Origin of the sequence: Margalitia sp. FSL K6-0131 (assembly GCF_038008735.1) — a bacterium.
GTDB lineage: Bacteria > Bacillota > Bacilli > Bacillales > Bacillaceae_C > Margalitia > Margalitia shackletonii.
This window is the reverse complement of record NZ_JBBOZS010000001.1, coordinates 1,132,898-1,148,827: the sequence shown is the minus strand read 5'-3', so window position 1 is coordinate 1,148,827 and position 15,930 is coordinate 1,132,898. Positions and strand designations below refer to the sequence as shown.

Sequence of the window (15,930 nt, the reverse complement as noted above, 5' to 3'; positions counted from 1 at the left end):
ATTACACGTTTCGGACCATTGCTCGCAAATGAAGGTCGGTTTAGTAAATCAGTGGGACAAAGGGTCCGGTCCCCTGTCCCACAAATTTAACGATGGAAGGAGGAAATTTCATTTCGATTGTCGAAACAGGAATATATACCCGAACTGACAAGGAGATGCATCTGATGAATATAGTCGATCTAGTTCAGTCACAAGTAATCGCATCTATTAAAAATGAAGAGGATATCGATAAGGCGATTACAAGCAATTCTAATATTGTATTTCTTTTAACAGGTAATCTGCTAAATATGACAGACCATCTGAACAGATTAAAGAAGGCAAAAAAGCAGATATTTATTCATATTGATTTTATAGAAGGCCTTTCCAATACAAAGAGTGCCATCAAATATATAGCGCAATGCTGGAAACCGACCGGGATCATTACAACGAAAAATTCGTTAATTAAATACGCAAAAGAGGAAAAGCTGATGACGATTCAGCGTATATTTTTAATTGATAAAACTGCGATACAAAAAGGGATTGATATGTGCAAAACATGCCATCCCGATGCGATTGAAGTGTTGCCGGGATTAATGCCAAGTATCATTGACCAGCTTACTACACGAATAAATCTGCCAATCATTGCCGGCGGATTAATAAGTTCAAAAGAGGAAATTTTACAAGGATTAGAAGCGGGAGCTCTAGCGATTTCTTCCGGCGACCCCGCTCTTTGGAATTTGGATATTTAGAAAAAGCGAACCATCTTGCATAAGGAGATGGTTCGTTTTTTTATCCGCTAATTTCCGTTCGATAAATCTTATTAATTTGAGATACTCCGTCATAAATAGCGGAAGTGCTTTTACGATAGCTTACTCTAACCTTTAATTCTAGCAAATAAGTTTGGTCTTCCATTTCTTTAATATGGACATGATCCATCGTCATCTCTTTTTCCTGTAAGGCTTTAATAACGTCTTTAATATCTTCCCGATTCTTTAAAATGAGTTTTAACAAAACTTCCTTAGAATGAAGCTTTTTAAAACCGATTAATTTGATGAGACTAGGAATTAGTTCCACACTGATCATTAATAAAACGACGCCGGCAATCGCTTCAATATAAAATCCGGCACCTGTTGCAATGCCGATACCAGCAGCTCCCCAAACCATTGCGGCAGTTGTAAGGCCAGAAATGGTATCGTCCTCTTTCCTAAGGATCACTCCTGCTCCCAAAAATCCGATTCCGGAAACAATTTGTGCGGCCAATCGAAGGGGATCCATTTGAATCTTCATCACATCAGATGAAGGAAAGGAGTAAGCAGCTTGAATGGAGACAATCGTTAACAAACAACTAACGATGGATATAACTAAACTTGTTTTTAACCCTAATGGTTTTCTTTTCAATTCCCGTTCAAGGCCAATGGCCAGACCAAGAATAGCAGATATCAGAAGCTTGATAAGCATTTCTAAATCAAAGTGTTCCAAAACTACCTGCATCTCCATCCCCCTTTATCATTAAATAGGACTTGATACAATTTCTTGTAAATGCGGAATATCCTTTATGCTCTCTAGGATATAAGTCGGTTTCATTGCTGAAGCTTTCACCATATCAATTGTGGTAATCCCTGTTAAAACCAAAATAGTATTTAATCCATTTTCCTTACCCATTCGAATATCCGTTTCTAAACGGTCCCCTATCATAAAGCATTTTTCTGGGTTTAATTGTAAAATCTCATTGACTACCATTTCCGCCGCAAGTTTAGAAGGCTTCCCCATGATAAGATCAATGGCTACTCCTGTTGCCCCTTCTAATGCACCAATCATGGAGGCGCAATCAGGAAGCTGGCCACCTGCAACAGGACATGTACGGTCAGGATTAGTTGCCACTATAACCGCATTATTCTTTACCCATGCTTGATATGCATTATTCAATTTTTCATAGGTAAATGCACGGTCCCAACCAAGGACAATATAAGTTGCCTCATTTGAATCCATGGTAATTCGGATGCCTTCCTCTTTTAATTCCTCCAATAATGCCTTTTCCCCAATCACATATGCAGCATCAGAGCTAATCATATGCTGTTTTAAATACTTTGCTGTAATAAAATTGGAATTTACTATATCATCGATTGTTGCCTCAATTCCAAGGTCATTTAATTTTTTCACATAATCCTGGCGTGTCGAGATGGACTTGTTGGTAAAAAAAACGACCTTATGTCCGTTCTCACGTAAATACCGAATCGTCTCGATACTCCCTTCAATGATATGATTATCCAAGTACACCGTTCCATCTAAATCAAAGATAAAGCCTTTTGTCACTCTAATACCTCCAATAAAAAATAAAATCCTCGAGCTTAATTAGGCCTAAAAAGTTAGGCCTGTAAAAAGCTTGAGGATTTCTCTTAAGTCTCTTTCCTATCGCTATTCTTTTTTATACATTTACCTTTGCAATGTGGTTTAAGATATCCTGTAAAGAATATTTATAAGGATTAATTTCATAAACGACTGGCCCTGAAAAATCAATATTTTTTAAATAATCGTGTAAACCTTTAGAAAGATTATTTCCTTCACCTGGAAGCTGATGGAGATCCGCCTTCCCGTCATTGTCTGATAAATGAACAGCACCTAAAGAACTGCCCAGTTTCCCAATCGTCTCTTCCAAATCATTCCCCATAACTGCCAAGTGTCCGATATCCAAGCAGGCTTTTATGTTGGCGAATTGGATTAAATCCAACCATTCCTCTACATTCGATGCAATGTGGTGACAGTAGTTTAATTTGTCCGGGATGAGGTTTTCCAATAATAAGTCTATTCCATACTGCTTTGCCTTTTCATCCAGCTGCAGCAATCGTTTTTTTACACGAACTAGCGTTTCATCCCGTTCCTCTGAGGACCAGGCATATCCGCCATGGAAGGTTGCATGCTGTCCCCCATATTCAGCTAGTGTTTCTAACCATTCTGTTAAAACATTCAACGTTCTTTCATATACAACAGAATCGGGAGTTGCCAAATTTAAATCATGAAACGGAAGATGGATTCCAATTTTTAATTCCATTTGTTTTGCATAATCTAAATATTCCTTCGATCGATATTGCTCTGCCCATATTTCAATGCCATCAAAACCGGCATTTTTAATAGCCTGAAAATCACTTAATGTACCTTCTTGACCTATCGACCAAAGACTAAGCCATTTTTCCATGATTGCCTCCTATGTTTGCCTTGTTGTTCAGTGCTGAAGTTACATCTTGATTTAGTTCCTCTAAATTTTTACCTTTCGTTTCAGGTGCTAAAATGGCTGAGATAATCAAGCCTGCTAACCCAGCAACGGCAAAGAGCCATAATGCTTTGCTATTTCCCCAAGCTGCTACAAGCTGCGGAAATACTAATATACCTAAAATAGAACCAATCCTGCTCACACCAGTTGCCAAACCGGATGCACTTGCGCGAATACCTGTAGGGAATAACTCTGTTGGATACACAAAGTTCAGTATTCCTCCACCCATATTCGCGAATAAAACAGCAAGACTGAATAAAATAACTAGAAATGCCATCGTCGGGCTAGGGTTAAGCGCTAAAATAATTAGGGCGATCGATAATCCTGTAAAAGAAGTAATAATAAGCGGTCTTCTTCCGATTTTCTCTACAATATTCATACCGATAATGGCTCCCAATAGTCCCAGCACACTAACAGTACCGGAGCCGATATACGCCATCATTTGTGACCCATGCGTGAATGGTTTTAGAATAGTTGGTGAATACATGGAGATACCGTAATATGCAACCGCGTAACAGAACCAAAACCCGCAAACGAAGAATGTACGACGGAATAAAGTTTTGGAAAAGAGATCCCCTATTTTTTGCTTTTTATCCGTATTTGGTTTGATAACAACCTTTTTACCAGTAATTTTAAACATAATTTCTTCCGCTTCCTTCTCACGGCCTCTAGAGGCAAGCCACCTCGGAGATTCAGGAAGTGTTACCCTAAAATAGAAAACAATAAGTGCAAATACAGCTCCTACTAATAACATATATCTCCACGCGCTTGGTCCAAGCGGTTCCAATATAATTCCGAAAATATAAGCAACAACGGCCCCTACAAACCACATTGCTCCTAAAGAGGTACTATGCTTACCGCGGCTTTTCGTTGAACTAAATTCGGAAACGAGGGTTGCTGAAATCGGGTAATCTGCTCCAATTCCGATTCCCAGTAAGAAACGGAATAGTATAAGCTGCCATGGTGCTTGAGCAAAAGCGGTAAGGGCTGCAAACACAACAAAGGCTAATAAATCAATGACATACATCGCTTTGCGGCCATATTTATCCGTCAAATTTCCAAGCCATAACGCTCCAATCAAAGAACCGATAACGGCAGATGATGTGATCAACCCTTGCAGTCCTGGCCCGATATCCCACTGATTCAAAATTAAGGGCATCGCAACAGCAATAACCGTTAAATCAAAGCCATCCAGAAAAGTACCCGCAGCAGATAATAGCGTTATCTTTCGCTGAAAGCGCTTTAACTGCGGTGAATCCAAATGCTCAAAACTCATCAAAATCCCCCCTGAATTTTCATTTATAGTACAAGAATAAGATAATACTAAGGTGTTAATGTGGTATTAATAGATTGTTAAAGGTTTATTAATGTTCGATTCATAAAGAGAGATCACATGATAGTAAGATTTCCCCTTCCCCACTTATGAGTAATCAAATAGCATGAAGAAACAACAAAAGCCATAGTCAAAAAAACACATGAAACATGTTTTTCCTGACTATGGCATCTCTTCATCTCCGGCCATAAAATTACTCAAAATTATAGTTTGATAAATTATTTATATAATATTTAAATTAGTCTGTCAACTATTTTTGTGAGACAGAGTTTGGGAGCTGTCTACTCATTTCCTTTCTTCTTTTTCCATATCTCTATCATCTTTCATTAAAGTTTTCATATCTATCTTTAGCATGCGATCTCTTGGATATGTGCCGGTGTAACGATATTTGTTGGCTCCGGATTCGAATGAGACATAGAGGTCGCTTTTGACCAGAACTGCACCTTCATTCATTGGGATAGACACTATACTTTCCCTTGGCTTAGTTGTCTGTCCATCAAGGAACCAGAGTGGCACTTCTTTTTCCCCTATTTTCACATGCGTATGGGGCTCTTCTTTTAGCGGGGCTTCATAACGATAAAGTACGCTATCATTAGCTCTTCCATAAGAAGTAACTAAAGATATTCCCTTCTTCTGAACAATTGCCCCTTGAACCTTCCCAATCGTGGATAAAACATAATCAGGAGTTGCCGGCATACCAGACTCTTTATTCCATTGATCACTGGAAAGCATGTCTAAATTGCTCTTCAGCTTATAACCTACCATCCACGCATATTGCATTTCCCCAGCTCGATTCACCAAATGGTGGGATGGATCAGTTGGATAACTGTTTGGTTCGTAAAATTCACCGACCCACAGAATTCCATTATCATCATCATATACATCGTAAGCGGCTTCTACTGGAACCGGAATTTGATTGGTAAATTGCAGTTCATCGTTATTTTGAGCTGACACTAAATCACTTATATTTAATGTAAATAAGTAATTCTCAGATGAAATCCAAACATGGTCTTTACTAACTGCTACTCCACCTGCGTGTCCTGTGTATGGCGTACCATCTTCGTTATATAACTCAACAGATTTAATCAATTTTTCCGTTGTTGCATCAATCACACATAATGTCCCTGGTCTGCCATCATCCAGATAATTAATGGTAAGCAGCCAATTCTTTTTCTTATAGTATCCCAGCCCTTGCGGAACAAGATCCTGAACTAATCCGGGAATGACCGGCCCATCCTTGCTTATATCCCACAAGCCTTGATATTTAGGATCACGATCGTTCGAAGATCTTTCTTCCTGTGTAATTATTTGATGCTCTGGTGTAACCGTTATTGGTGAGGATTTTTCGGATTCATTCCCCGATGTATCAACCGCAGTCACTTGCAGCGTAACATCCCGATTCCCAATAAGAGAGTAAAGTGTAAAATCATGTTTGGATGGAGATACCGAGAACTCCAGTGCCCCATTTTTATACACATTATAACGGTAGAGGTCTGTTTCTGGATTCTGATCCCATGTTAATGATACTTCCCCGTTTCCTGCATTTGCTTTAATATTTGCTGGTACTTTGGGTGCGATTTCATCTTGTTTTGGTCTTGGTGGTGCCTGATTAGGATCTATCCAGCCTGGTGTTGGCTTTTGATTACCGGAAAGAATTTTCATCTGTGTGCTGCCATCCTGTGGATAGGTGAATGTAATAGATTTATTCAAGAAAAAGTCATTGCCCGTATACTTTGCCCGAACGACTTCCTTACCATTAGGATCAAAAACAGACACGGTCTGCGTATTGCTATTAACCAGCCCACCAATATTATCTAAGGTCTTTAATTTGCCTTCATCTACATATTTACTTTGGTAAGATGCGAAGTAATTATGATTGAAAGCTTCTAAGGTAATAGGCTGAATTTCTTGCCTTCTCGTCCAAAAAAGCTTCGTATCCCACGGTGCAATTTTAGTGGAGGTTTCCAATTCTACATTCCATGATCCGGATTGTATATGGTATCCTTTTAAGTCTATCTCTTGACTGCTGTTATTATAGATTTCGACATACTCAAACGCATCATAGCCGGCATAATTATCTGTATCTGGCACCACCTCTGTAATTAGTAAATTAGGAACAGAGGGAATCTCGGTTGCATTTGATTTAGAAGTATGAAAAATGAATACATTTCCCAATGTCAAAACAAAAGAAGTAACAAAAATGAACCACTTGTAAGACCTAGCTTTCCCCATTCTTTATCCTCCCCTATTCGAAACATGGGAACGTTTCTTGCGTTTCTATGAAACAGGAGAAACGTCCCAGTGTTTCTCTTCATCACAAATAATTGTAAAAGCAGCATCATTTAGGATAAAAGAAACACAAAACCCTATGAATCCTAAAATGTACTACAAAAATGTAATACAGATTAATCATCATAGGGTTCTCTTAGCATCTCTACCCAAAAGATAAAATCCGCGTTTATAATTATCTGATTATTTTTAATGGTACAAGGCTGTTTAAGAGTTAGCAAGGGGCTTTTTGCATGGGGCTAGGGACGGAGGATCCGGTCCCGCACCCACTTTAGTAATTAATTGAAATTAGAACCTATCCCCTTATCGTGGCTCGAATGAGAAACGGAATGGTTTCCAATTTAAAATTTGAAGAAAAAAACTAGGACGAGGAACACGATCCCTCATCCCACTATTTCAACATCCTATTTACCTCTTCAATATCAAACTCTCGTTCTCCCTGCGTTCTTGCCCAATTGATCGTGTGATCATAATCAGGGTGATTAGGATTTTCTATTGTAGCGAGAAATGCTGCATACCCATATTTTCCTCCAACATCTTCAGGTGGTGTTTTTCCTTCCCCATCGAGGCAAGTAGGATAAGGCAAATCATAATCTTCAATGATTTGTTCTACTTCAATAACATGCTGCCAATCATCACCAAAATCATAGCGATACATTAAGTTTTTATATAAAGGAATGTACTCTGACAGCGGTATTCCTTTTTCCAGCCTCATTGGTATCTTACTTGGAAATTCAAACGCCTCTTCATCACATACGAGATTCGCGATAGGTTTATCCGAAGATGCTTGGTCATAGATATAAAATTCATGAAGGTGGTAATTATTCCAGCCAAAGGCTGTCTGAAGTATGTCATGGAAATTTTCGAATGTCCTATTAATTGGTACGATAAGTCTACGCCAAACATGATGTTTTTCAAGTTGTAAGGTAACTTTTAATTGAACGGCAACAGCAGAGAATATTGGTTCGCCAGCAAAAGTTTCAAGATTCTCATACAATGTTTCATTCGGCTTAACATAACTATTTTTCCCATCCCCTACCAAGAGGCTGCTGATTCGTGTACTTAAATCTGATTGAAAAACTGCTCCATCATCCAAATAGTCGCTAAAATATTCTACATTTTCACAAGCCTTATTCAGCCTTGCTACAAGAGTACGATTCTTAGTCTTCGAAAAGGTAGTTCCTTTTGAGTGAAATAGATATTTTTCAATAAGTTCTTCTTTTATCCCTTCTTTTCGGAATACTTCCTTAATTCCTTGTAAAAATAGCTCGTCCAACTTTTTGAAATCCTTTGCCTTAAGGCCATGCAAAATCATCACATACCGGTTTAGATCATTAGTAAACACAACCGTTTTCTTTCGGTTAACCGTAATCAAATTAGCATGCCAAGAAAAAAGCGCCTCTTCTTCACCAGACTCTGGTTTTACTCCAAGCTGCTCTAAAAGTTTCTTCGTACAATGAATAAACATATTTGAAAACCTCCTTCATATGAAACTACCTTTAATTGAGAAGTAAGGATAAACGAACGAAGATAGCAAACGTGGCCCGGTGGATCAGTTCCCTCATCCCTACTCCCCAAAAACATCCTCCAACACCAGCGCAGCTGCCCCCATTATGATAGATCGTTCTTTTAATTTTCCTGGAATAATAGACAGCTTCTTTTGAAATACTTCAAACGCTCGATTTCTGGCAATTCCCGCTGATAATTCAATCATTCTCTCATATTTTTCAGGGAGTTTGCCGCCGATAATGATGAGATCAGGGTTAAAATTATTGATAACGTTGGTTAAACCAATGCCTAAATAGTTGGCGGCTTCATCTACTATTTTTAAAGTAAAGGGATCATTGCTTTCAATTGCCTTCAAAACATTGGAGAAGGAAATTTGTTCGCTTTTTGGATACGGATAATTGGATGGATAACCTAGCTGCAGTCCTTCCTTGACCTTTTTCACAATCGCTAGTCCGGAAGCTTTTAATTCTAAGCATCCATAGTTTCCGCAATTGCAGCGTGGGCCGGCACTGTCAATGGTGCAATGTCCAATTTCACTATTCCCCATTAATGTTCCATTTAAAATAACCCCGCTGCCGATTCCTTCTCCTACGAATAAATAGACTAAATTGTTAACCTCTTTTCCCGCTCCGAACCATTTCTCGCCCAACGCAGATAGATTGGCGTCCTTTTCAATTTTAATAGGAATATGAAGTTCTTTTTCTAGCATTCTCTTTAATGGAACATTTCTCCAAAGAGGCAAATTAGGCGGGGAAACAACCTCTCCAGTTGTTGTATTAATTGGACCCGGAATCGAAACCCCTATCCCTAAAATTTTTTGGTAATCGATTTTTTCATGATCAACAAGGGTCTTCAAACCATTTTTAATTATCTTAATATATTCATCGGGACCTTTTACCGCAGGTGGATCCATACATAATTCATATACTAAAACAGTATCGAACGTAAATAAGCCAAATCTTATCTGTTCGTCAATGGACACATCAATACCTACAACATATAATGCTTCGGAATTTAATTCATAAAGAAGTGGCTTTCTGCCGCCGCTTGATGCCCCTTCCCCACATTCTTTAATCATTCCCGCCTTCATTAATCCATTGATTATATTGGAGATAGCTGCAAAAGTGAGGTTTGTTTCTTCCGCTAATTCAGCCTTTGTCACTTTGCTCTTTTTTCGTATAAAATCAAGGGTTTTTGTTGTATTTCCATTTTTCAAGTTTTGTTCTACATATTCTTTCATCGTTCATACCTCTTACGTGTACTGGTTATTTATGATCATACCACAAGAAACGCAGGGACGGTTCTGCTACTTCCATTTACTTGAAGCACCAAAACCGTCCCCTTTTTGAGTTCTTATTTTCTATTTCATAAGGTTCGTCTAGCTTAAATGGGGAGAGGCACGCAAATAAAACTGTTTCTAGGAGAATGGTAATAAAAAAACTGTTCAAATCTTTTGTTAAACCATAAAAGGATCATACAAGGAATTGGATTGTTCCAATTGTCCTTTTTGCAGCTACTTACAGACAGTACACGGGGGTTGTTCCTTCCATTTGGTCTCTTGAGTCCTTATAAGGACATTGGACTCGGCTTTTTTACAGCTCTTGGTCTTTTGATCCTTTATAAAGGACATTGGGCTTCGATTTTTTCTTCCTCTTGGCCTTTTGAACCCTTATAAAGGACATTGGACTTGGCTTTTTTCCCGCTCTTGGTCTTTTGATCCTTTATAAAGGACATTGGGCTTCGATTTTTTCTTCCTCTTGGCCTTTTGAACCTTTATAAAGACAGCGCGGCGAATTTTATCATTTATGGACCGATCAGTGTATCAATCAAAGACGCGACTCTTTTGTTTTTCAGCGATAGTGTCCTTCATCTCACTTATGAAGGACATCTGTACTTATTTTTCCTTCCAACTTGTCCTTCATTAGAGTAATGAAGGACAACTTTCCTGTTATTTTAAGCCAAGCTGTCCTTCATCAAGTCCTTCTCTTAATAATAAAAGCCTCCAAACAGTTTTTTACAAACATACATTACCGATTGAAAGAAAGGTCATCTCCACTTTTGAACTATTCCTTTTCAAAAAAGACGGAAGAACCAGCCTGCCTTCCCACGCAAAACTGGCTCTTCTTCCTAACGCAAACTCTTTATTCCCGATTTAGTAAAACAATCAACTGATTAGCATCTGCAGATAAAACCTTCTTTGCTTTTGCAGAGATACTGTCCTGTAAGCCTTTGTTATTCAAGTGTTTGATGAAATCATCAAGGTGTTTGATAGCCTGATCTTTATGCTCTTTTTTATAATGATCAAGCGAGCTCTTTAGACTGTTGGTTAGTTGGACAACCATTGGTCCTGTGATTTCTTTTTCTGATTTCAAGTCGTCGATTAATTTTTGCACTGAGTCATAGCTAGCTGTTAGATCGTCATAACCAAGCAGCTCTAATTCTGCTAATGAAGTGCTGTCCGCTCCGCCGTTTTCCTTAACTTCGAGTTTATAATAAGCGTATTTCCCAGGATTTTTGATCACAAATGCTCTAGTATATAAGCGCCATTGGAAGGTCTCATTTTTCCGATCATCTAGTACGGTCCAGTTCTCTCCATCATTGGACCCTTTTAATACCCATGATTTCGGATCCTTCTCTGCCCCCGAACTGGAAGACGTTACGGTATACATTTTCACCAACTGTTTGCCTTCCTTAAATTCATAATCTACTGTCGGCGTTTTGCTATCCAATGTCACCTGGGTATTAGAATTATTATCAAACAATAACTCACCCTTGTCAGATACTTTCCCCTTGCCATCCGCTAACAAATGATCCGTCATGTCTCTTAATGGAAGTGCTTTTAGCGTTGTTCCATCCGTCAATCCGGAAGTAATGGATTGAGGAACATCATGATCTCCACTGCCCCATTTCGATGGCTTTGGTCCCATATCAAAATCAATGACAGCACCCTTCACAAGGTCCGCATGTAAGATGGAAGTTTTATCGTACGCTTTTCCATTTACCTTCACACCTTGCACATACTTGTTCTCCTTGCTATTGTTTGGTGCATTAATCACGATCGATTTTCCATTTTCAAGATGAACGGTAGCCTTTTTAAATAAAGGTGCACCAATCGCATATTCCGGAGTTCCCATCTGCAAAGGATAGAAACCTAGTGAACTGAAGATATACCATGCGGACATTTCTCCGTTATCTTCATCCCCTGCATACCCTTGGCCGATTTCACTTCCAATATACAAGCGATCGAGAACTTCCCGAACTAATTCCTGTGTCTTCCATGGCTGACCAGCATAATCATACATGTAAATAATATGGTGTGCAGGCTGATTGCTGTGGCCGTACATGCCCATGCGGACATCACGTGCTTCTCTCATTTCATGAATGGTTCCACCATAGGATCCCGGATATAGTCCGGTTTCCGGTGTGTTAAAAAATTCATCAAGTTTACCAGCCAATGCTTCTTTTCCACCATATAAATTAGCTAGCCCCTGTCCGTCTTGCGGCACATGGAACGCCATATTCCATGCATTGGTTTCAGTATAATCATAGCCCCAAACTGCCGGATTAAAATTATCTGCAGTGGATCTCCATGCTCCATTTGCTGTTCGACCGTTGAAAAATCCAATTGCCGGATTAAACATATTCACATAGTTTTGGGCACGATTGATAAAATATTGATAATCTGCTGCATAGTTCGCTTGGTACGGATCGTTCTTATCGCCTTTTTCGCTTAGTGCCTTTGCTAAATTGGCAATACCGAAATCATTGATATAGCCATCCATTGCCCATGCCAAGCCTTCACCTGTTGAAGTATTGGTGTAACCGTCAAATATGGAGGTTGTTAATCCTTTTCGCCCTGTACCCGCATTTGGACTCACCACTTCAGCATTTTTAATGGCAGATTGATAAAAACTCTTCACATCAAAATTGGTAACACCTTTTAAATAAGCATCTGCAAACGCGATATCCGAGCTAGTTCCCGGCATTAAATTTGCATAACCTGGTGAAGACCATCGAGCAATCCAGCCACCATCCCGATATTGCTGAACAAATCCGTCAATCAATTCCCCGGCAATGGTCGGAGTTAACAACGAATAAGCTGGCCAAGCAGTTCGATAAGTATCCCAAAAACCGTTATTTACATAGGTCTTTCCATCAACAATCTTGGCGCCAGTCTTCGCCTCCGTATTTTGTCCAGTCGCTGCTGAATATGGACTTGCGTATTTATACTCTGGATTGTCATTAGTACCTACATTTTCAAAGGCTGAGTTTGGATACAAGAATAAGCGATACATATTAGAGTAAAGGGTTACTAACTGATCCTCCGTTGCCCCTTCCACTTCAATAGTGCTTAACTGTTGATCCCATTGTTTTTGCGCTCTGTCTTTTACACTATTAAATGTATCATTTGGACCAATTTCCTGTTCCAGGTTTTTCTTAGCCTGATCGACACTAATTAAGGAAGTAGCAATTTTCATCGTTACCACTTTGTCCTTAGCAGAATCAAAGCGAACAAATCCAGTCACATTGTTTCCGCCGCCACCTGTCAGCTTTCCGCTTTTTACAATAGGTTTATCAAATGTAGCATATACGAAAAGCCTTGTAGCTCCCGTTGATAAACCGCTTTTTACATCGGAGTAGCCAGTGACTTCACCCGTTTCCTGATTAATCGTGAGACCGCCATTATTGTTCACATTGTCAAAAATAAGATTGGAGGTGTCTCCAGTAAAAGTAAATTTAAACATCGCTGCATGATCTGTCGGTGTCATTTCCGTCTGAATTCCGTTTTCAAATTTGACGCTATAATAATGAGGCTTAGCAATTTCATTTGAATGTTTAAAAGCCAATGCACGTGCCGAACGGCTAGCATTTGGTTTATCTGCACTAGAATCGGATGGCATCACCTGAAAGGTTTGGCGATTCCCCATCCATGGGCTTGGCTCATGGCTAAGGGCAAAAGCTTGAATTTGCGGAAGATTATCCGCATTATTACTTTCATTGTATTGATAGATCCAATCTGATCCTGCATTCGTAGTCGGTGTCCAGAAGTTAAACCCATGCGGAACCGCTACGGCTGGGAAGTTATTTCCGCGTGAGAAAGTACCGTTCGATTGTGTCCCTCTAAGGATATTGACATAATCAGAAACTGCGTCATATTTTTTTGCAACCGGATTCCCTTCAATTTTTACATCGTCGATACTTCCTCTGAAAGCACCAGGTCCTTTCGGGTTATCGTAAGCAACAAGAATTCTTTTAATCGTTTTGCCCGCTGCTACATCGCCAATCTTGGATTTGATAAAATTCCATTGGTTCACATATAAATATTTTGAATCTCCTTGGTCTTTCGGGTTTAGTCCTACCCCATGCTCGTCTGTGGCTTTTAAATCATGAAGATAGGTTCCATCTGAGAATGCTAAATCTATGGATGCGTATGTGCTGGAGTAGTCATTATGATTTTTATCTGTAAATTCTGGGGCGATATAATAGGAGAGCTCTGAATTTTTCGTTACTGGGATGTCGACATCATATATTTTGTTATAAGAATAGGCTCTGCCTTTTGTAAGATGGGTTCCGGAATACATTAGTGCTCCTAATCCTGTCCATCCTACATTTGTTTTAGCCGTATAGGAGGATGTCGGTCCTTTGCCTATCTGTGACTTCATATCTCCTGGCGGCGGATCTGGAACCTCGATTCCATTTGAAAAAGCAACCTCCGCAAGCTGTGTAATACTGTCACCGGAGTTCTTGGTGATGTCCACTTTGTAATATTGGTAAGCAGTTGTATTGGAAAAATCATAAATTTTTCGTTGGAAACGATCCTTAAAATCTTCCCCTTTTCTTGAATCTAAGGAAGTCCAGGTAGATCCATCCTTAGAACCATAAAGAGTCCAATCTTGAGGATCTCTTCCTTCAAAATCGTTCGCAGATGTTAAAGCATATTTCACAACGGTTACTGGTTCCGAAAACTTAAACACGATATTTGCCGTTTTCTCGAATGCCAGCCATTTTGTTGTCGGATCCCCATCAATTAATTTCGTATCTACTTCGTTTGGCGGATTGTTAGCGCTTGCATTTACTTCCACGACCTTATCTGTAATATCTCCAAGAATGGAATCGCGCTTTACATTTCCATCAATTCCTTCGGTCATTTTCTTCCCATTTTGATCCGTTTCCACGGTATTCACCCAATCAAGCTGCGGTTCTGATTTCTCAAAAGAGGAAAAGAAATCTGTTTTCGTTGCATCATTGCCAGCCGCATGTACAGCTGTTTTTGGCATGATGGGAACACTCGTCATCAATACAAGCGATAATGCACTTAAAAGAATTTTTTTCATTGGCTTTCTTTTCATATCCCCTGCCCCTTTCACCTTTTTCAAGTAACTTTAAAAAGTACTCAACTTAACCGACTGAATTCACCTCCCTAATGCCATAAAAGGATGGTTTCAAGATGATTGAAAATCGTATAAAGTATTCACCACTTTTTAAAATGACTTTAATAAGCTACACCAAGAGCATATTATATTCAGAAATATCTGTCTACAATAAGAAGAAGGGGATTGTAAAATTCATACAAAACTCCTAGTTGAGAGTAGGCATTTGGAAATAGTGTACTTGTTAATTGTGCAGTTTCCTTTAAAAGTCATGCAGTTCCTCGCAGATCTGGTGCAGTTGAGGTGCCAATTCATGCAGTTCCACCCTGTTTTCATGCAGTTCTCATAATCAGGGGAAGTTCCAAATAAAAAATAGGGAAGCAAGTGCAGTTCCACTTGTCTTCCCTATTTCGCACGATGTACGGTCAATGTAACTCTATTGGTTTCACACATAAAAGTAGAAAGGTGAACAGGCTCATCGTTAGAATCAAAGGCAATCTTTAAAATTCGAAAAAGATTTGCCCCAATATCGCATTCTAATAACTTAGCATATTCAGGAGTTGCTCCGATTACGTCAATGATTTTGTCATTGCTAACGATTTCTGTACCATATTCTTCATGAAGTATCTTATAGGTTGATTCATCTCCCGCGATTTTCTTTTCCAAATTCGGAAAGTGAATTAACGAGTAATGGGCAATATCGTAGAAAAGGGGCCGATCGTTTACATACATAAGTCGTTCCAGTTCGAGAATGGGACTTCCCTCTTCTACTTTCAATCGTTCAGCAACTTCTTTCGTCGCAGGGATTACGTCACTGCGTAAAATGCGTGAATTTGGGATCATCCCTAATTGATGACTAAACTCCGAGAAACCGCTTACAGATAGCAATTCATTTTGAAACTTATTAGTAGCAACAAAAGTTCCTCTTCGTGGAATACGTGTCAGTGTACCATCCTTCACCAGTTCTTCTATAGCCTTACGAATGGTGATACGGCTTACATTATAAATTTCACAAAGTTCTGCTTCTGTAGGAATCTGTTCTTCCGGTTGATATGTCCCATTTTGAATATCATTTTTTAACATTTGCCGAATCTGCATGTATAATGGCTGGGGTGTTGAAGGATTTAATTTCATCTAAAATTCGTCCTTTTCCATCAAGGTATATACACCATTATACATTG

10 protein-coding genes are annotated in these 15,930 nt (G+C 39.2%); 1 reads left to right on the top strand and 9 read right to left on the bottom strand.

Going from position 1 to position 15,930, the window contains the following annotated elements; all coding sequences use genetic code 11:
* Positions 1-164 precede the first annotated feature (164 nt).
* Entirely contained in the window at positions 165-728 is a 564-nt protein-coding gene (locus NSQ59_RS05610; protein ID WP_340829967.1) for a glycerol-3-phosphate responsive antiterminator, read from the top strand.
* A 40-nt stretch (positions 729-768) separates the two neighbouring features.
* On the opposite strand, the gene NSQ59_RS05605 is transcribed toward NSQ59_RS05610, so the two are convergent.
* From NSQ59_RS05605 to NSQ59_RS05565, 9 genes are all read right to left on the bottom strand, one after another.
* Positions 769-1,458, bottom strand: a complete 690-nt coding sequence (locus NSQ59_RS05605; RefSeq protein ID WP_340833141.1) for an MgtC/SapB family protein — start codon at positions 1,456-1,458, stop codon at positions 769-771.
* A 30-nt stretch (positions 1,459-1,488) separates the two neighbouring features.
* Positions 1,489-2,292 (bottom strand): HAD-IIA family hydrolase, encoded by an 804-nt coding sequence (locus tag NSQ59_RS05600; protein WP_340829965.1) that lies wholly within the window; start codon positions 2,290-2,292, stop codon positions 1,489-1,491.
* A 112-nt stretch (positions 2,293-2,404) separates the two neighbouring features.
* A complete protein-coding gene (locus tag NSQ59_RS05595) occupies positions 2,405-3,172 on the bottom strand; it encodes a sugar phosphate isomerase/epimerase family protein (protein ID WP_340829963.1) in 768 nt (255 codons plus the stop codon).
* A complete protein-coding gene (locus tag NSQ59_RS05590; RefSeq protein ID WP_340829961.1) occupies positions 3,156-4,523 on the bottom strand; it encodes an MFS transporter in 1,368 nt (455 codons plus the stop codon). The genes NSQ59_RS05595 and NSQ59_RS05590 overlap by 17 nt, the downstream gene beginning before the upstream one ends.
* 342 nt (positions 4,524-4,865) lie before the next feature.
* Positions 4,866-6,812, bottom strand: coding sequence for a lamin tail domain-containing protein (locus NSQ59_RS05585; RefSeq protein ID WP_340829959.1), 1,947 nt, complete (start codon positions 6,810-6,812; stop codon positions 4,866-4,868).
* 448 nt (positions 6,813-7,260) lie between these two features.
* Positions 7,261-8,337 (bottom strand): plasmid pRiA4b ORF-3 family protein, encoded by a 1,077-nt coding sequence (locus NSQ59_RS05580; protein WP_340829957.1) that lies wholly within the window; start codon positions 8,335-8,337, stop codon positions 7,261-7,263.
* Positions 8,338-8,436: 99 nt separating this feature from the next.
* Complete coding sequence (locus NSQ59_RS05575) at positions 8,437-9,618, bottom strand: ROK family transcriptional regulator (protein ID WP_340829955.1); 1,182 nt, start codon at positions 9,616-9,618, stop codon at positions 8,437-8,439.
* A 901-nt stretch (positions 9,619-10,519) separates the two neighbouring features.
* Positions 10,520-14,728: a GH92 family glycosyl hydrolase gene (locus tag NSQ59_RS05570; protein ID WP_340829953.1), complete on the bottom strand. Its 4,209-nt coding sequence runs from the start codon at positions 14,726-14,728 to the stop codon at positions 10,520-10,522.
* Between the two features lie 426 nt (positions 14,729-15,154).
* Entirely contained in the window at positions 15,155-15,883 is a 729-nt protein-coding gene (locus NSQ59_RS05565) for a GntR family transcriptional regulator (protein WP_055738528.1), read from the bottom strand.
* Positions 15,884-15,930: the final 47 nt, after the last annotated feature.